Raw genomic sequence first — 25253 nt, forward strand, 5'->3', positions numbered from 1 at the left:
TCGCCCGGCGCCGCTGCGACGTCCTGTTCGCCATGCTGCGCAACGGCACCTACTACCAACCCGCCCAGCCCGCACCGAAGGAAAAACTCCCGGCAGCCGCTTGACCAACCCCATAGGGACACCCCCCCAGCGTTTTCCCTGGTCACCGGAGATCGGGAGGGCGATGCGGAGTGGGTCACCGTCGCGACCGAGCGCACCGTGCTCGCGGTGGTGCGTACCGCAACGGCGCTGCCCCGGTTGCTCGATGTGCTGAGCCTGCTCGCCGACGATCGCCGAGTCCAGGTGACTTTCACCTATGATTCGGGCAACCCCGCCCGTTTCCACGCCGGGCTCCGGGAGCATCTGGAGGCCATCCAGGCCCGGGTGATCCCGTGGCGCGACGCTACGCAACGGCGTTTCGACCTCGCCATCGCCGCCAGCGAGAACGACCGGCTCGCTGAGCTCGACGCTCACGTGCTCCTACTGCCACACGGCCTCGGCTTCCAGAAGTACTACCCGCGTTCCCACACCATCGCGGGCATGGACGCAGCGCAGCTCCTCGACGGCGACCGGGTCGTACCAGCTGCCATCGGGCTGTCGCATCACGCGCAGCGACACGAACTGGATGCCGCCTGCCCACAGGCCCTGCCACACGCTACGGTCATCGGGGATCCTTGTTACGACCGGATGCTGGTCAGCAGGCACCGTACCCGCCGCTACCGGGCCGCACTCGACGCACAACGGACCACCCTGGTGCTGCTGACCTCCACCTGGGGGCCGGACTCGCTGTACGCCACGTGGCCCGAGTTGCCCGAGCGCCTCGTCGGTGAGCTCCCGCTCGACGCGTACACCGTGGCACTGAGCCTGCATCCCGGTGTGTGGTCCGCGCACGGTCCGTACCAGGTCCGAGCGTGGCTGGACCACGCTCGGCGATGCGGGCTGCGGATCCTGCCAGCCAGCGAAGGGTGGCGTGCCGCGCTGCTGTCCGCCGACGTGGTGATCGGCGATGAGGGCTCGTTGAGTTCCTACGCTGCGGCGCTGGACAAACCGGTGATGCTGGCGACCAGGGACAGCGCCACAACTGTACCCGGGTCGCTGGCGGACGCGCTTCGCTCGCGAGCCCCAGCCCTTGATCGCGCGCTACCGCTGCGGACGCAGCTGGACGACACGATCGCCACTTACGTCCCCGGCAGTTACCGGGATCTCGCCGCTGTGACCATCGAGTACCGGGGTGAGTCCGCCGGTGTCCTGCGCGACCTGTGCTACCGGCTCATGGAGCTCGACGAACCGGACCGCCCATCACGCTACCCACCGGTTCCCGATCCCGAAGCCGAGACTTCGCGGGTGGCATCCATTGTGGCCGGAGGACGGATCACGGGAACCAGGCTGGCGATCGAGCGCTATCCATCCAGGGTCGACCTTCCGGACGCCACGGCGATATCCCTTCCGAATCAGCACGTCACCGCGGATCTGGACGAGGCACACTGGCACGAGCTCGACAGCGCGACCGTCCTGCACACCGACCACCCTGTGGAAGCGCCCGGCACGGTCGCAGCCGAACAGCTGCGTCGTTGGCCAGCGGCACGCGCGGTGGCCTGCGGCGCGGGGGACGGAACGTGCACGGTGGCATTCCGGGACGGCACTTCCGTCCGCGTGCACACCGCAGCCACTCCCCCTCCAGACACCGCGCTACTGGCCACGGCAGCCTACCTGTGCCGCGTGGTGCACGGTGAGCTCCCTGACCGGCAGCGGATCGAGACAGGTCCGGCGGCCGCGGAGATCGAGTTCACGCACCTGCCGTGATGCGAGCGTACAACTCCGCGGCGCGTGGATGCCCGGCGTGATAGTACCGCTGCCAGATCGGCCCCCACAGCCGACGTGCTCCGTCCACATCGCCTTCGGCGACACACACATCTGCGAGAACGAGCGCCTGCTGTTCCTCGTACTGGGTGGTTCCCGCGCGCCACGCGAGCTCCCTGGCGTAGTGGATCGCGCTGCGTGCCGAATCAATCCGCCGCGCATGCAGCTCCGCTTTGGCCCGGACCGTCCAGATCGCTGACTGGTTCCGGAGGTCATGGCCCAGGACGGCTTGAGTCGCTTCCCGGAGATAGCGATCCGCCTCGTCGAGCTCGCCGCTCTGGAGCAGCATGTTGGCTAGCATCCTCGCGTGTATCGATATCGCCCGTGCCCCGTCGTGCCCGCCAACCGTGCGGTCGACCTCGACGCACCTCCGCAGGGCGCCGATAGCGTCGGTGAGGTAACCGCGCTGTTGCAGGTGCCGCCCCCAGTTCTCCATGGTGGATGACCATAGTTCGGGATCGCCGAGGTTCCCGACCAGATCCAGGGCCTGCCGCAGTTCGCCCTCGGCTCGACCGAAGTCACCGAGCAGGGACAAGATCCGCCCTTGCTGACCGCGGGCACGGGCCTGCAGATCGGCACGGCCCAGCCGCTCGGCGCTGGACACGCCGTAGGTGTTCATTCGCACGAATCGCAGGTGGTACTCGGTGTTCAGCACGAGCTGTTCCGCCGCGCCGCACAGCGAGACCACGTGTTCGTCCCACCCGATCCGGTGCGCGTGCGCTGCCAGCGCTTCGAGGGTGAACCGTTCACCGATCAGCCACCGGAGGGCATGCTGCCCGTTCTCGAAACCCGGCTCCGGTTCAGTGCCCGCGGCCGGGGACAGCGCCTCGTACGGGCGCAGGCGTACCGGCGAGATGAGGCGATCGGCGTGGGCGGCACGGTCTCGGTAATGATCGAGTAGCCGTGCGATTCCGGCGTCGACCTCGGGCCGCACCGCACGACCGTGCCGGTTACTCGCGTGGTCGCGTACCAGGTTGAACAGGCGCAACCGGCCGTCCGCCACCCGCGACACCAGCCCGGCGTCAGCGAGCTCGGTGAGGACACCGTCCGGGTCCGTGCCGAGCAGGACACCTGCGGATTCGGTGGTGACTTCCGTACCGGGGTGCTCGGCCAGCAGCGCGCACGCCCGCACCACGTGCTCCGGCAGCTCGCGGAAGGTCTCCTCCAACGAGCGCCCGATCACCTCGACGGCACCGCCCGCGCCCTGATCCCGCAGCCAAGCGAGCACGCGGCCCGCCGCGCGCGGACCGTGCAGCCGTGCCTGCCGATGGAGCTGCACGCCGACCGCGATGATCGCGTACGGCATGTCGTCGCAACGGTCGAGCAGCTCATCCACAGCCTGCGGATCGGCAGCGACCACCCCGTCCCCGGCGTACCGTGCGAGCAACCGCCGACCGCTCGCGCGATCGATCCCGCGGAGCGGCAGCTCGTGGGGATACTCCGCCAGCAACGCCTCGTCGCTGTGCACGGTCAGCACGAACGCGAGGCTTCCCGGCCGCGTCGGGGACAGCTCGCGCACCTCTTCCACCCCACGCGCGTTGTCCAGTGCCAGCAGGAACCGGCGACGGTTGACCACCGAGCGGTACTGCTCCCACAACCTCGGGGAATCGAAAGCGATCGCCTCCCGGTCGATCCCCAGACTTGCCAGGATGTCGGCGGCGACCTCGCTACGGGCGAGGTCGCTACCGTCACGGTAGCGGTCGAGATCGATGTACACCTGGCCATCGGGGAACCGGGACGCCTGGTCGTGCCCGCTCAGCAGGGCCAGCGTCGTCTTACCGGAGCCGCGCAGGCCGGTGATCCGCCACACCGGTTGCGGGATCGCGCGGGTCAGCTCGCCGCGCTCCCACTCCCTATCGGTGGCATGCGGCGGCGGATCGGGAAACTCCGGCACGTCACCGCCTGCTTCCCGCCTGGACTGGCGAAGAACCTCGTCGAACCGGTCGGCCAGCTCGGGATCCTCGGCGATCAACTCACCGAGCACCTCGGCCAACGCATCGGGATCGGACAGCAGCGATTCCAGCGTGCGCTTGTCGCGGCGGCGTCCCAGTGCCTCGGTGACCAGCCCAGGCAACTCGGTCAACTTCCCCCATGCCGCGCCTGCCACACTCGCGGCCACCGCGGAAGCCACGTTCAAGGCGAAGAGTTCGGGTGAGAGTTCACTCGACATACGGCTCCCCTCAGCAACACGCCGCGTGCCGAGCGTAGCAGATCACGGGCTCCCCGGACGGCCCATACGCCGTCCAGGCGACAGCTCGCCCTTACTCCCCCTCCAGCGGCAGATCGAAGGCGACCAGCGTGCCTAGGCTGGGTGAGGAGTTCACGGTGAACTCCCCGCCCGCCGTGCGGGCGCGCTCGCGCAGGTGACGCAGGCCGCGCTGGGCGACGTCCTGCGGTACGCCGCAGCCGTTGTCCCTCACCCGCACGCGCAGCCCTTTCTCATCGCGGTGCAGCTCCACGCGGGTCTGGCTGGCGCCGGAATGCCGAACCACATTGGACAGCGCTTCGCGCAGGGCGGCCCTGATGTGATCGGCCTGCTCGGCGGGGATGTCCGCGAGCTCACCCGAGATCTCCAGGGTGGGCGGGTAGCCGAGCAACTCGGTGGCGATGCGTACCTCGCCGCGTGCCGACTCCGCGAGGTCCACAGAGGGAGCGTCCTCACCAGCGGCGTCCGGCTCGGCCGAGCGGAGCGCCCGCACCGTGCCCCTGATCTCCTCGATGGTCTCGTCGAGCTGGTCGATCGCATCGCCGACCATCGTCGCCTCGGTCCGCATGAACCGCTTGCGCATCCGGCGGCGCGCCCGGTCGAGCGTCATCCCTGAGGCGTAGAGGCGCTGCACGATCACGTCGTGCAGTTCCCTGGCGATGCGTTCCCGCTCCTGGTACACCGCGAGCCGGTTCCGGGTGTTGGCGCGGTCGGCCAGCGCCAACACCACCCCGGCCTGACCGGCGAAGGCGGTGAGCACGTCGATGCAATCGGCGCTGAACGGCTCACGGTCCCGGTGCCGGTACACCGTCAGCACGCCGAGCAGACCGTCATGGCCACCAGAGGGCGCGGAACCGAAGGGCGCCGCGGCGAACGGCCCGTACCCGCGCAGCGCCTCCGGCACGTACGGGGCGGTGCGCGGGTCACTGGTGACGTCGGTGGCGACCACCGTCTCGCCGCCACGCGCCACCCGCGCGGCCGCCGAGTCGGCTGGGAGCACCACGCCGCGCAGCTCCGCCTCGCGCTCGCCGCACGCGGCCTCCACCACAGCGGTGCCGTCCTCGGCCCGCACCATCACCAACGCGAGATCGGCTTCGGCGAGCTCCGCGGCGCGGGAAACGACACTCCGCAACGCGGCATCGTGATCACCACCCGACAGCGCCGTGGAGGTGATCTCGGTGGCGGCGCCGAGCGCCCGCGCGGACAGCGACGGTTCCACGCGCCGTCACCTCCTCACAGCCGCTCACGCGCAGGTCACAGCGTAGCCGCGAGACGCGTTCCCTGATCGATCGCCCGCTTGGCGTCCAGCTCGGCTGCGACGTCGGCGCCGCCGATGACGTGGGTCGTCACGCCGTGAGCGGTCAGCTCGTCGACCAGCTCCCGCTGCGACTCCTGACCCGCGCAGACCACCACGGTGTCGACCTCGAGCACGCGCGGCCTCTCGTGGTTCTTGCCGAACGAGATGTGAAGTCCCTGCTCGTCGATTCTCTCATAGTTGACGCCGGTGAGCTGCTCGACCTGTTTGGACCGCAGCGCGGCGCGGTGCACCCAGCCAGTTGTCTTGCCGAGGTCCTTGCCGACCTTGGTGGTCTTGCGCTGTAGCAGGTACACGGTGCGCGGTGACGGCTCCGGCGCGGGCTCGGTGACGCCGCCCCGCACCACCTCCGGGTCGGTGACTCCCCATTCCGCCTGCCAAGCGTCGAGGTCGAGCGCAGGGGACTCGGCGTGGGTGAGGAACTCGCCGACGTCCACGCCGATCCCGCCCGCGCCGATGATCGCCACCCGGTCGCCAACGGGCTCGTCGTGCCGGATCACATCCTGGTAGGAGAGGACACAGGGATGCTCGATACCGGGAATGTCGGGCATCCGCGGGACCACGCCGGTGGCGACGACGACCTCGTCGTAGTCCCCACCAGCCAGCTCACCCGCGGTGACCTTGTGGTTGAGGTGCAGCTTGACGCCGGTTAGCTCGATCTGCCGGTTGTAGTACCGGATGGTCTCGTCGAACTCCTCCTTGCCGGGGATCCTGCGGGCCATGTCGAACTGGCCCCCGATCTCGCTGCTCGCCTCGAACAGGTCCACCTCGTGGCCACGGGAGGCCAGCGAGGTCGCCGCCGACAACCCGGCCGGTCCGGCACCGACCACCGCCACCCGTTTGACCCGCCGCGTCGGCGCGAGTACCAGCTCGGTCTCGTGCACCGCGCGGGGGTTGACCAGGCACGAGGCTCGCTTGAGGGAGAAAGTGTGGTCCAGGCACGCCTGGTTGCAGGCGATGCAGGTGTTGATCTCGTCCGCCCTGCCCGACTCTGCCTTGAGTACCCACTCGGGGTCGGCCAGAAACGGCCGCGCCATCGAGACCATGTCGGCGTCGCCCCTGGTCAGTACTTCCTCGGCGACCTGGGGCATGTTGATCCGGTTCGAGGTGATCACCGGGACGGTCACGTGCGGTTTGAGCTTGGCGGTGATGCCGGTGAACGCCGCTCGCGGCACCGACGTGACGATGGTCGGCACGCGCGCCTCGTGCCAGCCGATTCCGGTGTTGATGATGGTGGCTCCCGCCGCTTCGATCTCGGCGGCAAGCGCGACCACCTCGTCCCAAGTCTGCCCTTCGTCCACCAGGTCCCACATGGACAGCCGGTAGATGATGATGAAGTCCTCGCCCGCGGCCTGCCGCGCCCTACGGACGATCTCGACGGCGATCCGCCTGCGGTTCTCCGGGCTGCCGCCCCAGTGGTCGGTGCGCTTGTTGGTGCGGGGCGCGAGGAACTGGTTGATGAAGTAACCCTCCGAGCCCATGATCTCGATGCCGTCGTAGCCCGCCTCCCTGGCCAGCGCCGCCGACCTGGCGAAGTCGTCAATCGTGCTCCGGATCCCCCTGTCGGACAGCTTGCGGGGCCGGAACGGGTTGATCGGTGACTTGATCGCCGAAGCGGACACCGACAGCGGGTGGTAGGCGTAGCGGCCTGCGTGCAGCAGCTGCAGCGCGATCTTGCCGCCTGCCTGGTGCACCCGATCGGTGATGACGCGGTGCTCGCGCGCCTCGCGCCTGGTACTCAGCTTGGAGGCCATCGGGAACAGCCAGCCCGTCCGGTTCGGTGAGAAACCACCGGTGACCATCAACCCGACCCCACCTGCGGCGCGCTCGGCGAAGTACGCCGCGAGCTTGTCGAAATGCTTCGCGCGGTCCTCCAGCCCGACGTGCATCGACCCCATCAGCACGCGGTTGCGCAAGGTCGTGAACCCGAGATCGAGCGGGCGCAGCAGGTTCGGGTACTCGGTCATGCTTCTCCTTCGGGGTGGTGGTCGCGGCGGATGGCCTCGGCCATCTCCTCGCACCAGTCGACGAACCCCTGTTCCGCGCGGATGCCGCCGCGCAGCACCAGGTACTGGTGGAGTCCCTGGCCGGACAGCCGGGCCGGGTCGGGAAAGTCGCGCTTCTCGATGGCGCGGTAGACGTCGAGCCGTTCGGCGTGCCGGTCGCGGTGCCGCTCGATCTCGGCGAGCACCGTGTCGATGTCGCCAAGGGAAGCGCCCCGCACCTTCACCGCCAGCTCGTTGCGGATCGTGGCGGGTTCGGCGGACTCCGCGAGCCACCGGCGTAGCTCCTCGCGGCCGCCGTCGCTGGCGCGGTAGACCTTCTTGTCCGGCCGACCGTCCTGCGCGACCTCCTCGAGATGGACCCAGCCACGATCGACCATCCGCTTGAGCGTGCGGTAGATCTGCTGGTGACTGGCACCCCAGAAGTACCCGATGGAGCGGTCGAACCGCCGGGCCAGCTCGTACCCGGAACCGGTCCGCTCCTCGAGCGCGATAAGGATGGCGTGCTCCAACGACATGCCCGCGAACCTACTATGCAATAACGCGCAGTGCAACTAGTTGCATAGCAACGGTGTCCGCCAGGACACCGAACCGCCCGAAACGTCCAGCACGTGCTCGGCCCCGGCCGCGTGCTCGACATCGTGCGTCACGCTGAGCACGGTGTGCCCAGCCAGCGCTGCGCGCAGCCGGGCCAGCATCAGCCTGGCCGTTTCCGCGTCCAGATGCGCGGCGGGTTCGTCGAGCAGCACCAGCCGCTCGGTGCCCGCCGCCCGCGCGGCCAGCACCGCACGGGCCACCGACAGCCTCCCGGCCTGCCCGCCGGACAGGCCTGCCCCGCCGCTGCCGAGCACCCGGTCGAGATCGCCTGCCAGCTCGTCGAGGCACGCGGTGCGCAGGGCCGCGACGAGCTGCTCCTCTGTGGCGTGCGAATCGGCCAGCCGGAGATTCTCCGCCAGTGACGTCGCCACCAGGTGCGGCTCCTGTGGCGCCCACACGACGCCCAGGCTGGTCCGGACAGCGCCCTTCTCGGGTTCGAGGAACCCCAACAGGGTGGCCAGCAGCGTGGACTTGCCCGCACCGGAAGGGCCCACAACCGCGATATGCTCGCCGCGCGGGATCCGCAGGTCCACCCGGTGTAGCGCGGGGATCGCCGCGCCTGGCCAGCGCACCGTGACGCCGGACAGCTCGGCCGCCACGGATCCGGCCGGGCGCGCGCCGTCATCCTCGCCCCCGGGATCCCGGCGCAGCTCAGCACCGTCCTCACCGGACAGTGGGCCGATGCGCCTGCGTACCCGGTCGAGCGTGCCTGCGTGCGCGGCCGCGGGCGGGAGCAGCCCCAGCACCTCCGCCATCGCCAGCGGCACCAGCGCCAGCAGCGGCGCCAGCACCGGATCCAGCTCACCAGTGGCAACCGCTCCAGCTGCCCACCAGGCGCACAACACGGCGGCACTACCGGTGGCCAGCGCGACGATCCCGTCTGCGGCCCCAGCGAGCAGCTCCTGCCTGCGTGCCAGCGCGCTGAGCCGGCCATCCACATCGGCCAGTTCACACCGGGCTCGGCGCGCCCTGCCAAACGCGAGCAGCTCGGCCATACCGTCCAGCAGTGCCAGCACGCGTGCCCCGACCGCACGGCGTCCCTCCGCCAGCGCCTCGGCGGTACGCCGCTCCCGCGCGAACGCGACAGCGAGCGCGGCGGAGGCGCCCGCGGCGAGTGCGGCGGCGAGCGTCAGCCCGGCCACCGGCAGGATCACCGCCGTGACCGCCACCGCGAACAGCGACACCGCCGTCACCACCAGCGGTGTCGCCACCACCCGGGGCAGCAGGTCCCGCAGGGTGTCGACGTCGTCGACGAGCCTGCGTTGGTCTGCACCGGACCGGGGATCGAGCGCGGCAGCGGGCCCGCGCCGCACGACAGACTGCCACAGCCGGGTACGCAACCGGGTGGCGATGCCAAACGCGGCATCGTGGCCGACGAGCCGCTCTAGGTAACGCAGGCAGGCACGCGCGAGCCCGAAAGTGCGGACGCCGACCACCGCGACCATCAACATGAGGATCGGGGGCTGCTGCGAGGCCCTGGCGATCAACCACCCGGAGGTCGCGGTCAGCGCCACTCCGGCGATCAGCGCGCCCGCCCCCAGCGCGGCGGCGACCAGCAGCCGGGAGGTGACCAGCTCGCGCAACGCCAGTGGTGGTCCCTCACCGGCGTGTGATGCGGCGCCTGCGCGGGACTCCCCGCCGGTTCCGGATTCCTGCCGCGCCTGCCCCTGGTGCGCGGTATGGGCGGCGAGGATCACCGTGGCCCCCGCCTGTGCCGCCGCACCAACCGCGGCCATCACGGCAGCGGCGTGGGCCTCGTCGAGGTGCGCCGTGGGCTCGTCGAGCAGCAGCAGCCAGGCGCCGGCGCGCACCCGCAGCAGCGCGCGTGCCACCGCGAGCCGTTGCCGCTGGCCCGTGGACAGCGCGTGCGGTGCCCGGTCGAGTAACCCGGCAAGCCCCAGTTCGGCCGCCACCTCCTCGATCGCTGCCGGGCCGGGATCGTGCGGCAGGTCGGCGGCGGCATCGGCCAGCTCCTCGCGCGCTGTGCTCGCGGGCAGCGTGGGGAACTGCGGCACCCACGCCACCTGCCGACGCCATGTCGACAAATCAACATGACGCAAGTCGGTGTCGCCGATCAGCACCGTTCCCGCGCTCGGCACGACGAACCCGAGCAGCACCGCCAGCGTCGTCGACTTGCCCGCACCGCTTGGTGAACGCAGGTGCGTGATCCGGCCGGGGTGGGCCTCGAAGCTCTCCCCGTCAGGGGCGAACCCGGCACGCCGCGCCACCCGCAAGCCCCGCACCCGCACCGGGCCTCGCGGGCCGCCGCCCGCTGCCTGCCCGACGGGACGCTCGGCGGCCGGCTCACCCCGCTCGCCTCGCGCGTCCTCGGCGCGCCCGCCGGGCTGCTCGTCGAGCACGTCCGCGACCCGGCGGGACGCTTCGAGCCCGTCCTCGGCGGAGTGGAAGGCCGCGCCGAGGGTGCGCAGCGGCTGGTAGCACTCGGGCGCGAGGATCAGCACGCCGAGACCGATCGCCAGGGCCATGTCACCGGACACCAGGCGCACGCCGATCACGACCGCGACCAGCGCCACCGACAGCGTCGCCGCGAGCTCGAGCACGAACGCCGAGGAGAACGCCACCTTGAGCGTCTCTCTCGCCGAGCGGCGGTGCCGGTCGGACAGCCGGTGCACCACCGCACCCTGCGCCCGTGCCCGGCCGAAGGCCGCCAGCACCGGCAACGCCCGCACCAGCTCCAGCAGCTGCCCCGACAGCCGCTGCTCGGCGTCGACCGAGGCCGCCACGCGGTCCCGTGTATAGGCTCCCACCAGCGCACCGAACACCGGGAGCAGCGGCAAGGTGAGCGCGATGATCACGGCAGAAGGCCAGTCCGCGTACAGCACGGCCGCCCCGGCCACCGGTGGCACCACGCAGGCGGTGACCAGCGCGGGCAGGTATTCGGTGAAGTAGCGGTCCAGCGCGTCGAGCCCGCGTGTGGTCAACGACGCGAGCTCGCCCGTACCGCGCGCGGCCGCCCATTCCGGACCGAGGCCCAGCGCCCGGTCGAGCATCGCGCCGCGCAACTCCTCCTTGGCACCTGCCGCCGCGCGTGCCGCCACCGAGCGGGTAGCCCACACCACCCCCGCGCGAGCTACCACCACCCCGACCAGCACCGGCAGCAGGACATCCAGTCCATCAGAGGTCCCAGCGACGACCCCGGCGAGCGCGAACGCCAGCAGGAAGGCCTGCGCGATCAGCAGCAGGGCGTTGGCCAGTGCCAACGCGCCGACGGTGAGCAATGCTCGGCGCGCTACCGCCGACAGGGCAGGTAGCGCGCCGAGCGGGCCCTTCGACGACCCCGCTACGGATAACGTGACGGGGAACCGAGGCCGCCGAAGAAGCATCACGGCACCTTCACCGGTGGGATGTGGTTGGTGCCGATGCGCTTGCGGAACACCCAGTAGGTCCAGCCCTGGTACACCAGCACGGCGGGAGCACCGAACGCGGCCACCCAGGTGATCACGCTCAACGCATACGGCCCGGCAGCGGTGTCCGCGATGGTCAGCGTGTGCTCAGGATCCAGAGTAGACGGTAGAACGTTCGGGTGTAGCGATCCGAACACCGTGACCGCGGCCGCCGCGATCAGGACACCGAGACCGACGAACGAGATCCCCTCGCGGTCGCGCGCGATCGCGAACCAGGCAACGAGGGCGCATACCACCGCCGCGACCAGCGGCATCACCGTCCACGGTGCACCCTCCCGGGTGTGCACCAGCGCGAGGAAGGCGACCATCGGGACCAGCGCCACCGGCAACGTCCGCACCGCGATCGCCTTGGCGCGCGTTCGCATCTCCCCTTCCGTCTTCAGCGTCAGGAACACCGCCCCGTGCACCAGGGCGAAGCCGAGGAACGCCAACCCGCCGAGCACGGTCTCCCAGCGCACCGCGGCCAGTGGTGAGCCGACCCGGTTGCCGTCGGCGTCCAGCGGCAGGCCGAGCACCATGGTGGCCAGCAGCAAGCCGACCCCGAACGCGGGAACCCAAGAGCCGATGCCGATGACGGTGTCCCACACCGAACGCCACCGATCGGAGTCCACCTTGCCGCGGTACTCGAACGCGACCCCCCTGCCGATCAGCGCGAGCAGGATCACCAGCACAGGTAGGTACACACCGGACAGCAGCGAGGCGTACCAGCCGGGGAAAGCGGCGAACATCGCACCGATGGCCACGATGAGCCACACCTCGTTGCCGTCCCACACCGGTCCGATCGTGTTGATCACCACGCGACGCTCGGTGTCGGTCCTGCCCAGGGTGCGCAGCAGCATCCCGACGCCGAAATCGAAACCCTCCAGGAAGAGGTAACCCAGCCAGAACGCCGCGATGATCGCGAACCACAGGGTCGCGAGATCCATACCGGGTCACGCCCCTTCCGTGCCTGCTCGGCTGGCGAGCCGAAGGGCCCCTCGGGTACACGATGTGCACCGGCGGACCCCTTCGGCTCGCTCCCTAGTACGCGAAGGTGAGCCGGTCCCCGTCTTGATCACCAGCGTCCTCCTTGGTGGTTTCGGTGGATGCGGGCATGACCCCCTCGATGCCGCCGCGGACGTACTTGCGCAGCAGGTAGAACTCAACGACACCCAGCACGGCGTACAGCGTGGTCAGTGCGATCAGCGAGGTCAGCACCTCGCCGCGCGAGAGGTCCGACACCGCCTGTGCGGTGAACATCCACACACCGTCGATGCCGGTGGGGTTCGGTGCCACTACGAACGGTTGCCTGCCCATCTCGGTAAAGATCCAGCCCGCGCTGTTGCCGAGGAACGGCGCGGCGATCCCGGCCAGCGCCAGCCGCGGATACCAGCGGGTTTCCGGGATGCGGCCGTTGCGGGTCCACCACAGCGCCAGCGCGCCGATCGCGGCGCCGATCGCGCCGAAACCGATCATCGCCCGGAAACCCCAGTAGATCACCGGCAGGTTGGGCACGTAATCGATCGGCTGTCCCGCGAGCTCGCCCAGCCCAGGCTCGTCCGGATAGTGCGTGCCGTAGCGGTCCTGGTACTCGGTGACCAGGTCCTCGATGCCGGTCACCTCGGCGGAGAGGTCGTTGTAGGCCAACATGGACAGCAACGCGGGCACGGTGAAGGTCTTCACGCTGTCGCAATCGGGATCGCGCACATCGCCCACCGCGAGGATTGAGAAGCCCGCTGGCTCCTCCGTCTGACACAGCGCCTCCGCCGCCGCCATCTTCATCGGCTGCTGCTCGAACATCAGCTTCGCCAGCGCGTCCCCGCTGATCGCCAGCCCGATGAAGGCCACGATGCCGACCCAGCCGCCGAGCCGCACCGAGGCGCGCCACACCTGCCGGTGCTCGTCCCGCTGCGCGCGGGTGCGCCACAACCACCAGCTCGCGATACCGACCAGGAACACCCCGGATACCAGGAAAGCACCGAATATCGCGTGCGGGAACGCTGCCAACTGGGTGCTGTTACCCAACACTTCCCCGATGGAGTTCATTCGTGGCGTGCCATCGACGAACTCCACCCCGACCGGGTGCTGCATCCAGGAATTGGCGGCCAGGATGAAGTACGCGGAGGCCACGGTGGCCAGCGAGAACGCCCAGATACACGCCAGATGAGCTCGCTTGGACAGCCGGTCCCACCCGAAGATCCACAGCCCGAGGAAGGTGGATTCCACGAAGAAGGCGACCAGTCCTTCCATCGCCAGCGGCGCACCGAAAACGTCGCCGACAAATCGCGAATAAGCATTCCAGTTCATCCCGAACTGGAATTCCTGGACGATGCCGGTGACCACCCCCATGGCGAAATTGATGAGAAGCAGCTTCCCCCAGAACTTCGTCATCTTCAGGTACACCGGCTTGCCAGTGCGAACCCATGCCGTCTGCATACATGCCACCAGCACGGACAGGCCGATCGTCAGCGGCACCATAATGAAGTGATAGACGGTCGTGATCCCGAACTGCCACCGCGCGAGCTCCAGTACCTCCACGGAGTCCAGCCTCTCGGGTATCCCGTACACCACGGTAGGTACGGCGGTCCTCGATCCGTCTGGGACCTAGGTCCCGGACCGGGAGTGGTGCAGGACACACATTTTTCGGCACGCCGTAGAGAAAGGTAAATTTCGGCATACCGAACCGCTATTCCTCGGGAACCCGAAATCGCAAATTCGCAATTCCAAGAATATGGACCGATCGTCACTATTCCGGCTAACGTGGTCGTGGTAATCGATCAAGGGGGTCGGAATCCGTGTCCGCCGAGTTGCTGGCCTTCGCGAGCGCGCTCGCGTTCGTACTGGCGGTCGAGCTGCCCGACAAGACGTCCGTCGCGGTGCTCGTGCTCACCACGCGCTACCGCGTCGCCGCCGTGCTCCTCGGCGTCTCGACGGCATTCGCGGTGCACACGGTGCTGGCGGTGGCTTTCGGCAGCGCGCTGACACTGCTGCCCGGCATGCTGGTCTCGCTCGCCGTCGCCGCCGTGTTCGGCGCAGGCGCCTACCTGCTGCTTCGGGAGGGCTTCCGGCGGGCCGAGGTCGCCCCGGAGGACGCCAGCATGCAGGGCTCCCGCCCGGTGACGTTCGCCCGGGCCGCGATGACCTCCTTCGCGGTGCTGTTCCTCGCCGAGCTCGGCGACGCCTCGCAACTGGCCACGGCGGGGCTCACGGCTCGCTCCAGCAGCCCGATCGCCGTCGGCCTCGGCTCCTTCACCGCGCTGGTGCTCGTCGCGCTGCTGGCGATCGTGGCAGGCCGCAAGCTCCGCGCCCGCATCAACCCACGCCTGCTGCACCGCATCGCGGGCTTCACCTTCGCAGCGCTGGCCGGGCTCGCCCTGCTGAGCGCGTTCAACGGGTGACCCCGGTGATTCGGGCGGTTCAGTCGAGATACGGCTCGCCACGGCCCTCCAGTGCGTGACGGAGACGGAGCCGGACGGCCGGGGCGACGGTCAGGGCTTCGAGCTCGTCGGGTGGGACCCAGTGCACCCGGCGTGATTCGATGCTCGGTCGGGGCGCGCCCCCGGTCGGGCGGGCGTGAAAGATGATGGCGAACTCCTGACGAACCTCGCCGTCGTCGTAGGCGATGACGTGTCGCGGGTCGGAGTAAATGCCAACGATGCCGGTCAGCTCGACCTCGATGCCGGTCTCCTCGTGTATCTCACGGAGGACGGCCTGGCGGGTGGTCTCCCCGATCTCCTGGGCACCACCTGGCACTGCCCAGAGGCCATTGTCGGTGCGCTCGATCATCAGCACCCGGCCATGCTCATCACGCACCACCGCACCGACGGCGACCACCAGACTGTTGGCCAGTGGGGCCTCGGGGTCGTCGTAGTAATCCGCCTTCGCCATGGGTTCTGCCTACCACGTATGCGCGCGAGCAGTCTCCCAGACTGCATCGACGCTGTCGGCATAGGTGGTGAAGAGCTCTCCCGCTGCCAGCCTACGCAGATGCATCGCCGGCGCGTGGGCGGCAAGCTTACCGAACACGTGGGGATTAACGATCATCTCGTCGTCGAATCGGTAAATCGAGTTATAGAGCACGGCGTCGTGCGTGCGGATCTCGACGCCACGCGTCCCCTTCAAAGGCGCGAAATGTGCCAATGCGTGGTCGATCTTTGCCGAGATCGTGTTCCGCCCGATGCCCTCATCGAGGCTCCGTCGAATGACAGCGTCACTGTTACGTTCGCCAAACAGCAGCCGGATCCGCGCGCCACTTTCTGCCTTCGCTCGAAGCGTGTCCACCAGGGTCGGCTTCTCCGTGAGAAACATTCCGACATAGACCAGAACATCCACATAGGTCCGCGCCTCGGTGATCAGCCGATCCCACAGGCTGTCGGGGACCGCGTTGCGGTGCGGATACACCTGAACAACTTCCGACTGGCTCGCCCGATCAGCACGCTCGATGGAAACGGCATTGGGCCACAGGTAACGCTCCCCTACTTCGAGCTTCGCTGCCACTGCGCGACGGTGCCGTGAGTACGGAACCCGTTCGGTACCAATCCAGCGCTCGACGGTCTTGGGGTCCACACCAACCGAATGCGCAAGCTCGACTGGGTTGATACCTCGCGACTCCATCGCCGCACGTAGCCGCTCGTTGACCACTGCACGCCCTTCGTGAGACCAGCTGGGACGTCTTGATGGTACTCCAGACGTCCCTATGCGTCCCATCAAGCGGTAGTCCCGTCCCCATGAACACAAACATCGTGGACACAGGCGTGATGCCAGGACAAACAGCAATCGTTCCGGCGACCAGGAGGTTGACTACTGTGTCTCACCAAGACACCCGCGATCGGCGCCGCTACGGATGGATGCCACAAGCTACTGACTTGCGCAGGCCGTTCGAGCAACGGGCACACTACGTATCCGGCGACACCGTGCCGTACGCCTACGGGAAGGCATACGTAGCAATCTGTGGAGCCCTGTGCCTCCCGCTGTACGGCCCCGACGCAGACTCGAGACTGGCCCAGTACAGTTCCTGCCCGAGCTGTAAAAACTCACTGCCGAGCTCCGCCATTCGAACGATGCGAGACTGTCAGCGATGATCGAGCGCGATCGGGCTCTACTGGCACGAGCTGGCAGGATCAATCGTCAACTCGGCACCGCTGTCGTCACCCTGCTCGACGCGCAACACGGTGGCGAGCTCCCCGCAGATGAGCTGCGCACCCTCGGGGATCTTCTTCACCACCTCGGCCAGGACATGCGGGCGCGTGCCGATGAACTGGCGGACCGGCCGATCAGCACCGATCCTGCCGTCGTCGACGGCTCCGCCTTGACACACCCCAGCAGCGATTAGACGCTTGTCTTATCGCATCACTGGGGCTGGAGGTCGCCGTGTCCACAGCAGCAGGGCCCACCGGAAGGCAGGCGCTCGCACTCCTGCGGTCGCTACGCGCCGACCCGCTGACGGGTTTCGTATCGCTGACCAACCACTACGGCGATTTCGTGCGAGTCCCGCTGCCACGGGGCGGCAAGCTGCTGCTGATCTCCCGCCCTGAGCTTGCCGCGCACGTGTTGGTGAGCAACCAGGCCAACTACCGCAAGGCGCGCACCTACAAGCCGATGACCGAGGTGCTCGGCAACGGGTTGCTGACCAACGAGGGCGAGGACTGGGCCCGGCAGCGCAGGATCGTGCAGCCGATGTTCGCCCGCAGGCACATCGACTCCTTCGCTCCGGCGATGGTGGCCGCCGCGCACACCACGCTGGAGTCCTGGGCCGCGCGCCCGGACGGGGCACTGCTCGACGTCGCCGAGGAGATGAGCGCGCTGGCGCTGGACGTGGCAGGCCGTGCACTGTTCTCCGCCGACCTCACCGGAGAGGCCGGTGCCATGGGGCCCGCACTGGCCACCGTGCTGGACGCGTTCACCAAGGTGGTGCGCAGCCCGCTGTTCCTGGTGGCGCCGAACTACCATCGCTGGCCCACCCCCAACCGGCTGCGCGCCCGAGCAGCGGAGGCGCAGCTGCACGGCGTCGTGGACGGCCTGATCAGCAGGCGCCGTGCCGAGCAGCGACTCCCCGGAGACGCAGGCGCGCGCGACCTGCTGGACATGCTGCTCGCCGCGCGGGACGAGACCACCGGCGAACCGATGAGCGAGCAGCAGGTCCGCGACGAGCTGATGACCTTCCTGCTGGCCGGGCACGAGACGACGGCCAACGCGCTGGCATGGACGTTCATGCTGCTGTCGCGGAACCCGGAGGCGCGGGACCGGCTCGAGGCCGAAGTGGACGAGGTGCTGGCCGGGCGGGAGGCCACCGCGGCGGATGCGGACAAGCTGACCTGGACCTCAGCGGTGATCTCCGAGAGCATGCGGCTCTACCCGCCCGCCTGGATCATCGAGCGAGAGGCCATCGCCGCCGACGAGCTGGACGGCGAACCAGTCCCGGCAGATAGCGTCGTGGCGCCCGCGCCGTACCTGCTGCACCGGAACCCGGACCAGTGGCCCAATCCCGAGGGGTTCGACCCCACACGGTTCCTGCCGGGAGAGGGAAGTGCCCGCCACCGGTTCGCGTACCTGCCGTTCGGCGGCGGCCGCAGGCAGTGCATCGGGGGCGGGTTCGCGATGCTGGAGTCCGTGCTGCTGCTGGCGACGATCACCCAGCGGTACCGGCTGGACCTGGTTCCCGGTTTCCGCGAGGAACCGGTACCGACCATAACCCTGCGCCCCCGGCGTGGCATCCCGATGCGGCTGCACCGCAGGGCGGCAGCGCTTGACTAGCGCTCAGCTGAGCACGCGGGCCAGCCGTGCAGCGGCCTCCACCACCTTCGGGCCGACGGCCTCGACATCCAGGGAGCCGAGCGAGACCACGCCGACGCTAGCGCGGAACCCGGGAACGCGGCGCACCGGCGCCGCCACGCCCCGCGCCCCCTCCTGCAACTCCCCCTCGGTGGTGACCCAGTCGCCCTCGTCCTGGCGCAGCGTGATCGCCTTGCCCGCCGCTCCCTTGTCGATGGTGTGCCGCGTCCCCACCCGGTAGGCGACATGGAAGCTCGTCCACGAGGGCTCCACCACCGCGACGGCTTCCACCATGTCCGCATCGGCGATCGACAGGTGCGCTGTCGCTCCCACTTCCTCGGCCAGATCCCGCAGTACCGGCGCGGCCGCATCCCGAAGCTGCGGCAGCACCTTGCCAGCCAGCCGGAGCAGCCCCGTTCCCAGGCGGACCTTCGAGCCGTCGCGCCACACCAACCCACGCTTGGTAAGCGGACCAAGCAAGCGGTACACCGCGGCCCTGCTGACGTCGATCCGGACGGCGAGCTCGGAAACCGTGCAGGCCTCGCCCTCGGCCTCCGCGACGGCCTGCAGCAACGCTAACCCGCGATCCAGGGTCAGCGACCCCTCACCGCTCATGGCCCGATCACAGCAACCCCAGCTCGGACAGGTCCTTGGTGGTGTCGGCGAACGTCGCCGAGCCGAACGAGGCGAACAGCTGCCGAACCGCTTTCGCCGCAGGCCCGGACAGCGCCGAAGCCTCCCGCGCCAGCGCGTCGCCGTCGGTGCTGTCCAGCGCGTCCCGCACATCCTTGCCCGACAGGCAACGCGCGGCGGCGACCAGCAGGTTCAAGAACCCGTGATGGGTGATACCGGATTCCTCATCGACGTGGCGCACCGCCCGATGCAGGCTGTTGGTCGCCTTGAACGACGCGCCGGAGACCGTGCTGACCACCGCGAAGAAATCCGCGACCTCGTCGACGCTCGGGAAGTTCTCGCTGGACTGGCCACCGCAGCGGATCTTCGGCCAGCTACCGTGCTCGACGACCTTCCTGACCCCTTCGAGCCAGCCGGTTCCCCTGCGCGGCTCCACGACGCGCACCACGTCCTCCGGAACGAACTCGGAGACCCGCTCCAGCCACACCTCGTCGACGTCCGACGGGGCGGGCATCTCCACCATGCGCAGGGTAAGCATCTCCGAGCGCGATTCCACGATCGAGATAGCCTTCGGCACCCCACCGAGCCCCGTATCGATGATCAGTGACAGCGGCAGCGGTTCGCTCGGGCGGATCTTGACCAGCTCGGTGATCATCTCGGGCAGCCGGGAAGCCGGGCAGAGGAACGCACCGAGCACGCTTCCGTGCTCTCCTGCGCGCGCCTCCAAGTACGTCTGCAGCGCCTCCGACATCGTCGCCGTGCCGGGTGGGAAGAGCGCCGAGTCGTCGATAAGACGGGTGAACAGGGATGGGATGCCACTGGGGCCGGGCGGCGGAAGTTCCACTGCACTTGACACGACTGACACGCTAGTAGCGTACTATAATCGCGCAAACTGGTTCGACTACCGAACACACTCGGACACACGAATCCCGGACATTCAGGGACAGGTGAGTAGCTATGCCGTATTACCGGCAAGTCGGTCATATCCCGCGCAAGCGTCACACCCAGTTCCGCTCCCCCCAGGGCAGCCTCTACGCCGAGGAGCTCATGGGGGTGGAGGGGTTCTCCTCGGACTCCGCGCTGCTCTACCACCGCAACCTGCCGACCGCGATCGTCGACGCGGTCGCCGTTGACGACGACCGAGGGGCGCTCACCCCCAACCACCCCCTCAAACCGCGCTCCTACCGCACGCAGGACCTCAAGTTCCCCGGTGAGGCCGACGCCGTGACCGCAAGGCGCAGGCTGTTCGGCAACGCCGATGTCACCCTCGGTTTCGTGGTGGCGAGTGCACCGAGCCCGCTCTACCGCAACGCCACCGGCGACGAAGTGCTCTACGTCCACGGCGGCTCGGCGACGGTGGAGACCATCTACGGGGCGCTCGACGTCGGCGACGGCGACTATCTCGTGCTGCCTACCTCGACGACCTACCGCGTGGTGCCGCACGAACAGCTCACCGCGCTGTGTGTGGAGGCGCGGGGGCACATCGCCCCGCCGAAGCGCTACCTCTCGCCCAAGGGGCAGTTCCTGGAACACGCCCCGTACTGCGAGCGCGACATCCGTGGCCCGAGCGAGCCACTGGTGGTCGACGGCGACGAGGCCGAAAACCCCACAGACGTGCTCGTACGACACCGCGCCGGGCTGACCCGCTACACCTACGCCCACCACCCCTTCGACGTGGTCGGCTGGGACGGGTGCCTGTACCCGTGGGTGTTCAACATCGATGACTTCGAGCCCATCACCGGGCGGCTCCACCAGCCGCCACCGGTGCACCAGACCTTCGAGGGCCCGAACTTCGTGGTGTGCTCGTTCTGCCCGCGAAAGGTGGACTACCACCCCGATGCCATCCCGGTGCCGTACAACCACGCCAACGTCGACTCCGACGAGCTCATGTTCTACGTGCGCGGCAACTACGAGGCGCGTGCCGGATCCGGCATCGGGATCGGCTCGATGTCGCTGCACCCGTCCGGATTCACCCACGGGCCACAGCCGGGGGCGGCCGAGGCCTCGATCGGAGCGGAGTTCTTCGACGAGACCGCCGTCATGATCGACACCTTCGCGCCACTCGATCTCGGCGAGGCCGCCCAGGCTTGCGAGGATCCCGACTACGCCTGGACCTGGTCGGGCGGGCGGTAACGCCACACCAGCGGGTGAGAGATCCCGACGCCCACGCCTGTGACGTGTCACACTGCCAGAATGGCTCGTTACGAGGACGAATACCCGGACAACCGGGGGCAGCGCGGCTCCTACGACTACCGGGAAGGCCGGGGGGAACGGGACGCCCACGGCAGCAGGTACGACTACGACTACGACGAGGGCGGCGTTGACAAGGTCAGCGTGGTAAGGCGTGTCAACGGCATCATCAGCCTCATCTGCGGGCTGTTCGCCGCGGTCCTCGCCCTCCACATCATCCTCTTCGTGGCCGACGCCAACTTCGCCAACCCCTTCGCGCGGTTCATCACCGACTGGGCCAACGGGGTCTCCCTCGGGTTGAACAACCTGTTCCTCTGGGGACCCGAGAAGGTGCAGGTCGCCCTGAACCACGGGGTCGCGGCGCTGCTGTGGCTGCTGATCGGCTGGTTGCTGACCACCGTCATCGCGCGGATCGTGCTGCCGTACCCCGACCGGAACTGGTACCGGCGCCGCTGAACCGCCGGTCCACCCGGCACATACAGCCCCGACCGCGACACAACACAGGAAACAGCAGTGGGGCGGGCGCCCGTGGCGCCCGCCCCACTGCTGTCGTGCTGCCCGGCTCGAACCGGCGTTACGGGGTGCTCGAGGTCGGCCCCGATCCCGGTCCCGAACCACCGTTGCCCGAACCCGGCGTGGCCCCGCTCGCGCTGTTGGGCTCGATATAGCCCTCCTCGATGAGGTTCTGCGAGACCTGCTCGGTGAGCGCTTCTTGCTCTTGTCGTCGCTGTATTCGTAGGAAGGCTCGTCGCTCCATGGTGAACGAGCGCCAGCTGGCGATACACATCAGGATCATCACCACGCTGAACGGCAACGCGATGATGATCGCCGCTGCCCGCAAGGCTTCCAGCCCCCCGGCCAGCAGCAGCGCGATCGCCACGAGACCTTCCGCGGTGGCCCAGAAGGTCCGGCTCCACTTCGGCGGCTCGGTGCGACCACCGGAGGCCAGCATGTCCACCACCAGCGAACCGGAGTCCGAGGAGGTGATAAAGAACGTGGCGATCAGCAGCACGGCGAGTCCGATGACGATGGTGCCACCGGGGAAGCCCTCCAACAGGCCGAACAGCGCGCCCTCCTGGGTAACGCCGTCCTCGGGGTCGATGAGTCCACCCTCACCGAAGAGCTCGCGGAACAGGCCGGAGCCGCCGAGGACACTGAACCACAGGAACGTCACGATGGTGGGAACCAGCAGCACGCCACCGACGAACTCGCGGATTGTGCGGCCCCGGGAGATGCGCGCGATGAACACGCCGACGAAGGGGGCCCAGGAGATCCACCAGCCCCAGTAGAACGCCTGCCAGAAGCCCTGCCACTCGATACCCGCCTCACCCTGCATGGCGGTGGTGTCGAAGCTCAACTGCAGCAGGTTCTGCAGGTACAGGCCGATCGACTGGATGAATTCGCGGAGCACGAACATGGTCGGCCCGGCGATGAGCACGAAGAGCATGATCGCCCCGGCCAAGGTGATGTTGAAGTTGGACAGCCACTTGATGCCCTTCTTCACACCCGTGACGACCGAGATCACCGCGATCAGCGTGATGACGCCGATGAGCACCACGTGCACCAGATCGCCCGGATCCTGCACGACCTCGATCCACTCCAACCCGGCGGCGATCTGCAACACGCCGAGACCGAGCGAGGTCGCGACACCGAAGACCGTACCGATCACGGCGGCGATGTCGATGATGTCGCCGAGCACACCCTTGACCCGGTTGCCAAGCAGCGGCTGCAGCGCCCAGCGGATCGAGATCGGCTTGCCCTTGCGGTGCACCATGTACGCGATCGCCAGGCCGACCACCACGTAGATCGCCCACGGGTGCAGGCCCCAGTGGAGGAAGGTCTGGATCAGCGAGGCCTCGGCGAGCTCGCTCTGGGTGCCTTCGACCCCCGGTTTCGGCGAGTCGAAATGCATGAGCGGTTCGGCCACACCGAAGAACACCAGGCCGATCCCCATACCGGCGGCGAACAGCATCGCCAGCCAGGAACCGAGACTGAACTCCGGCTCCTCGTCCTGTGGGGACAGCTTGATATCTCCGAAGTGGCTGACACCGACCCAGATGGCGAAAACCACGAACGCGGTGACGAGGAAGTTGTAGTACCAGCCGAAGTAACGGGTGATCTCACCACTGACCGTCTGCAGCCACTCCTCGGCCGTACCCGGCACGATCACGGCGAAGGCCACGAAAATGCCGATAATGACGATCGACGGCCAGAACACCGCCGGTTGGATCGAGCTGTACCAGGGTCCTCGTTCAGCCGGAGCGCCGCTTTGCGCAGGCTCCGGCGATGTATCTGACGATGTCGCCACCTTGCGGTTCCTTTCTTCCGACATCTCCAACGTTGTGCTCGCGTGCGAGCGTCCCCCGAACGTTCCTGCTTAGCAGGCACCCCCGCAGTGCGTCCCGGGGAACCGTATACGAGACGAGTAACGTTCTGGTTGAGGACCGACGCACCGTATACGCACCGCGTGCGCACGGGTGAACACAACCGGTATTTCCTGTATGCATGCCCTCCGTTTTCGATCATCTGGCAGGCGAAGCGGATACACCGCTGCCGGCTACTCGCGGTGTGATCAGGTTAACGTGAACTCGCGCAGGCAACACGGCGACGCACCTGTGCAACAGTCGAGCCATGCATCCCAACCAGGACCACGGAGCAGACGGTGATCACGCTCCCGGTGACGGCGAGCCACACCGGCTGCCCCCGGGAACCCGGGGTCGTGCGAGGCTGCTGAGCTGGCTCAAACCGCCCCGCCCCCGATCACCGACCGCAGTGACGGCACCGGCCGAGCGGCGGGCGATCGTGATCGAGCTGGTCATCGTGTTCGCGATCACGCTCGGGCTGGCCGGGATGCGCGCGCTGCTGTCGCTGCTCGACTCGCTACTGCGACCCGAGCCGCTTGCCGAGCAAGACGTCGCGCTGCACCGGCCGCAAGCAGCCATCGGGGTCATCGACATGGCGCAGCAGCTCCTCGGCGTGCTGCAACTGCTCGGCTGGGCGGCGCTCGGGCTCTACCTGCTGTGGCGCGCAGGCATCGCGCTGCGCCGCATCGGCCTCGATGCGAGCAGGGTACGCCGGGACGTGCTCACCGGCATCGGTCTGACCGCGCTGATCGGCATTCCCGGCCTGGCCCTGTACTTCGCGGCGTGGTCGGCGGGAGCGAACCTCGCGGTCATCCCATCCGCACTGGACGACACCTGGTGGCAGCCCATCACGCTCACACTGTCGGCCTTCGGTAACGCCGCTGCCGAGGAAATCCTGGTCGTGGGCTACCTCCTCACCCGGCTGCGGCAGCTGGGTTTCGGTGAGAATTCCGCACTGTTGATTTCCGCGATACTGCGTGGCAGCTACCACCTGTACCAGGGAATCGGCGGCTTCGTAGGAAACGTCATAATGGGCCTTTTATTCGGCCGTTACTGGCAACGCACGAACCGCATTCTTCCACTTGTCATCGCGCACACCTTGCTCGATGTCGTCGCATTCGTCGGGTACGCGATGCTGCGCGACCATATCGGCTGGCTGCCGTGATAAGCAGCACATACACGGAGGGTCGCGCGGCGACGTCCTTTTCGGAAAGGCTTACCAAACTAAGTGGAACCTCAATAAGATTGCCCTAGCCTTACCCGTATCTACCCGGGTGGACCGGGACGCGAGACTCGTGTATAAAATGAACCCATGGGGAACAACGAAATGAACTCCAAGTTCTACGAACTCCTGCAAGAACAGGTTCGCAACGAGCTCAACGCGGAGCGCCAGTACGTGGCGCTGGCGGTGTGGTTCGACAGGGAGGACCTCCCCCAGCTCGCCAAGCGCTTCTACCGCCAGGCCGTTGAGGAGCGCAACCACGCGATGGCGATCGTGCAGTACCTGCTCGACACCGGGCACCAGGTGGAGATCCCCGGCACCGCGGAGGTGCGCAACGACTTCACCGAACCCGCCGAGCTGATCGAGCTCGCGCTCGAGCAGGAGAAGCAGGTCGCCGCGGACATCGAGTCCCTGGCCAAGACCGCGAGGGAAGAGGACGACTACACCGGCGAGCAGTTCGTGCAGTGGTTCCTCAAGGAGCAGGTCGAGGAGATCGCGACCATGTCGACGCTGCTGAACGTCGCCAAGCGGGCCGGGAGCAACGTCTTCGAGATCGAGCGCTTCCTCGACCGTGAAGGCGCGGACGCAGGACCCGACCCGACCATGCCCCCGGTGGCGGGCGGCGCCCTGTAGCCGACGGCAGCTGGCATGAACGTGGCGATACGGCCCTAGAAGGCGCTGAACGTCACGTTCGGCCCCACACGGACCGG

At 68.3% G+C, this 25253-nt stretch carries 20 protein-coding genes; 7 read left to right on the forward strand and 13 right to left on the reverse strand.

Translation table 11 applies throughout. From position 1 onward, the window contains the following. Window positions 1-207 precede the first annotated feature (207 nt). A complete protein-coding gene (locus tag F8178_RS18875; RefSeq protein WP_317496186.1) occupies window positions 208-1782 on the forward strand; it encodes a hypothetical protein in 1575 nt (524 codons plus the stop codon). Here F8178_RS18875 and F8178_RS18880 read toward each other — a convergent pair. The 7 genes from F8178_RS18880 to F8178_RS18910 all read right to left on the reverse strand — a co-directional run bounded on the left by F8178_RS18880 (window position 1766) and on the right by F8178_RS18910 (window position 13902). Next, window positions 1766-4009, reverse strand: a complete 2244-nt coding sequence (locus F8178_RS18880; protein WP_317496187.1) for a hypothetical protein — start codon at window positions 4007-4009, stop codon at window positions 1766-1768. The genes F8178_RS18875 and F8178_RS18880 overlap by 17 nt on opposite strands. A gap of 91 nt (window positions 4010-4100) precedes the next feature. Continuing rightward, complete coding sequence (locus F8178_RS18885) at window positions 4101-5264, reverse strand: ATP-binding protein (protein WP_317496188.1); 1164 nt, start codon at window positions 5262-5264, stop codon at window positions 4101-4103. A 35-nt stretch (window positions 5265-5299) separates the two neighbouring features. Then, window positions 5300-7327 carry an NADPH-dependent 2,4-dienoyl-CoA reductase gene (locus tag F8178_RS18890; protein ID WP_317496189.1) on the reverse strand — a complete coding sequence of 676 codons (2028 nt, stop codon included), beginning with the start codon at window positions 7325-7327 and terminating at the stop codon, window positions 5300-5302. After that, complete coding sequence (locus tag F8178_RS18895; RefSeq protein ID WP_317496190.1) at window positions 7324-7881, reverse strand: PadR family transcriptional regulator; 558 nt, start codon at window positions 7879-7881, stop codon at window positions 7324-7326. Before F8178_RS18895 ends, F8178_RS18890 begins: the two co-directional genes overlap by 4 nt. A gap of 36 nt (window positions 7882-7917) precedes the next feature. After that, entirely contained in the window at window positions 7918-11304 is a 3387-nt protein-coding gene (gene cydD, locus F8178_RS18900) for a thiol reductant ABC exporter subunit CydD (protein ID WP_317496191.1), read from the reverse strand. Further along, window positions 11304-12311: a cytochrome d ubiquinol oxidase subunit II gene (cydB, locus tag F8178_RS18905; RefSeq protein WP_317496192.1), complete on the reverse strand. Its 1008-nt coding sequence runs from the start codon at window positions 12309-12311 to the stop codon at window positions 11304-11306. The genes cydD and cydB overlap by 1 nt, the downstream gene beginning before the upstream one ends. Window positions 12312-12405: 94 nt before the next feature. Next, window positions 12406-13902, reverse strand: coding sequence for a cytochrome ubiquinol oxidase subunit I (locus tag F8178_RS18910; protein ID WP_317496193.1), 1497 nt, complete (start codon window positions 13900-13902; stop codon window positions 12406-12408). A gap of 257 nt (window positions 13903-14159) precedes the next feature. Here F8178_RS18910 and F8178_RS18915 point away from each other — a divergent pair, with 257 nt between their 5' ends. Next, the gene (locus F8178_RS18915) at window positions 14160-14762 is read left to right on the forward strand and encodes a TMEM165/GDT1 family protein (RefSeq protein ID WP_317496194.1); all 603 of its coding nucleotides are present in this window, start codon (window positions 14160-14162) and stop codon (window positions 14760-14762) included. 19 nt (window positions 14763-14781) lie between these two features. On the opposite strand, the gene F8178_RS18920 is transcribed toward F8178_RS18915, so the two are convergent. The 3 genes from F8178_RS18920 to F8178_RS18930 all read right to left on the reverse strand — a co-directional run bounded on the left by F8178_RS18920 (window position 14782) and on the right by F8178_RS18930 (window position 16681). After that, window positions 14782-15252 (reverse strand): NUDIX domain-containing protein, encoded by a 471-nt coding sequence (locus F8178_RS18920; protein ID WP_317496195.1) that lies wholly within the window; start codon window positions 15250-15252, stop codon window positions 14782-14784. Window positions 15253-15261: 9 nt separating this feature from the next. Beyond that, window positions 15262-16005 carry a DUF5919 domain-containing protein gene (locus F8178_RS18925; protein ID WP_317496196.1) on the reverse strand — a complete coding sequence of 248 codons (744 nt, stop codon included), beginning with the start codon at window positions 16003-16005 and terminating at the stop codon, window positions 15262-15264. Between the two features lie 457 nt (window positions 16006-16462). Beyond that, window positions 16463-16681, reverse strand: coding sequence for a hypothetical protein (locus tag F8178_RS18930; RefSeq protein ID WP_317496197.1), 219 nt, complete (start codon window positions 16679-16681; stop codon window positions 16463-16465). 53 nt (window positions 16682-16734) lie between these two features. On the opposite strand from F8178_RS18930, the gene F8178_RS18935 reads away from it, so the two are divergent. After that, window positions 16735-18117, forward strand: a complete 1383-nt coding sequence (locus F8178_RS18935; RefSeq protein ID WP_317496198.1) for a cytochrome P450 — start codon at window positions 16735-16737, stop codon at window positions 18115-18117. A gap of 3 nt (window positions 18118-18120) precedes the next feature. On the opposite strand, the gene F8178_RS18940 is transcribed toward F8178_RS18935, so the two are convergent. Together F8178_RS18940 and F8178_RS18945 are read right to left on the reverse strand one after the other, a co-directional pair. Further along, complete coding sequence (locus F8178_RS18940) at window positions 18121-18750, reverse strand: helix-turn-helix domain-containing protein (RefSeq protein WP_317496199.1); 630 nt, start codon at window positions 18748-18750, stop codon at window positions 18121-18123. A gap of 7 nt (window positions 18751-18757) precedes the next feature. Beyond that, window positions 18758-19612, reverse strand: coding sequence for a hypothetical protein (locus F8178_RS18945; RefSeq protein ID WP_317496226.1), 855 nt, complete (start codon window positions 19610-19612; stop codon window positions 18758-18760). Between the two features lie 113 nt (window positions 19613-19725). Here F8178_RS18945 and F8178_RS18950 point away from each other — a divergent pair, with 113 nt between their 5' ends. Next, window positions 19726-20901 (forward strand): homogentisate 1,2-dioxygenase domain-containing protein, encoded by a 1176-nt coding sequence (locus F8178_RS18950; RefSeq protein WP_317496200.1) that lies wholly within the window; start codon window positions 19726-19728, stop codon window positions 20899-20901. A gap of 60 nt (window positions 20902-20961) precedes the next feature. Further along, the gene (locus F8178_RS18955; protein WP_317496201.1) at window positions 20962-21414 is read left to right on the forward strand and encodes a hypothetical protein; all 453 of its coding nucleotides are present in this window, start codon (window positions 20962-20964) and stop codon (window positions 21412-21414) included. A 118-nt stretch (window positions 21415-21532) separates the two neighbouring features. On the opposite strand, the gene F8178_RS18960 is transcribed toward F8178_RS18955, so the two are convergent. Further along, on the reverse strand, window positions 21533-23290 hold the full coding sequence (locus F8178_RS18960; protein ID WP_317496202.1) for a BCCT family transporter: 1758 nt from the start codon (window positions 23288-23290) through the stop codon (window positions 21533-21535). A gap of 398 nt (window positions 23291-23688) precedes the next feature. On the opposite strand from F8178_RS18960, the gene F8178_RS18965 reads away from it, so the two are divergent. Both F8178_RS18965 and F8178_RS18970 read left to right on the forward strand, forming a co-directional pair. Further along, window positions 23689-24486: a CPBP family intramembrane glutamic endopeptidase gene (locus F8178_RS18965; protein ID WP_317496227.1), complete on the forward strand. Its 798-nt coding sequence runs from the start codon at window positions 23689-23691 to the stop codon at window positions 24484-24486. 147 nt (window positions 24487-24633) lie between these two features. Next, on the forward strand, window positions 24634-25176 hold the full coding sequence (locus F8178_RS18970) for a ferritin (RefSeq protein WP_317496203.1): 543 nt from the start codon (window positions 24634-24636) through the stop codon (window positions 25174-25176). Window positions 25177-25253 lie beyond the last annotated feature (77 nt).

The organism is Haloechinothrix sp. LS1_15, assembly GCF_033042135.1.
Classification (GTDB): Bacteria; Actinomycetota; Actinomycetes; order Mycobacteriales; family Pseudonocardiaceae; genus Haloechinothrix.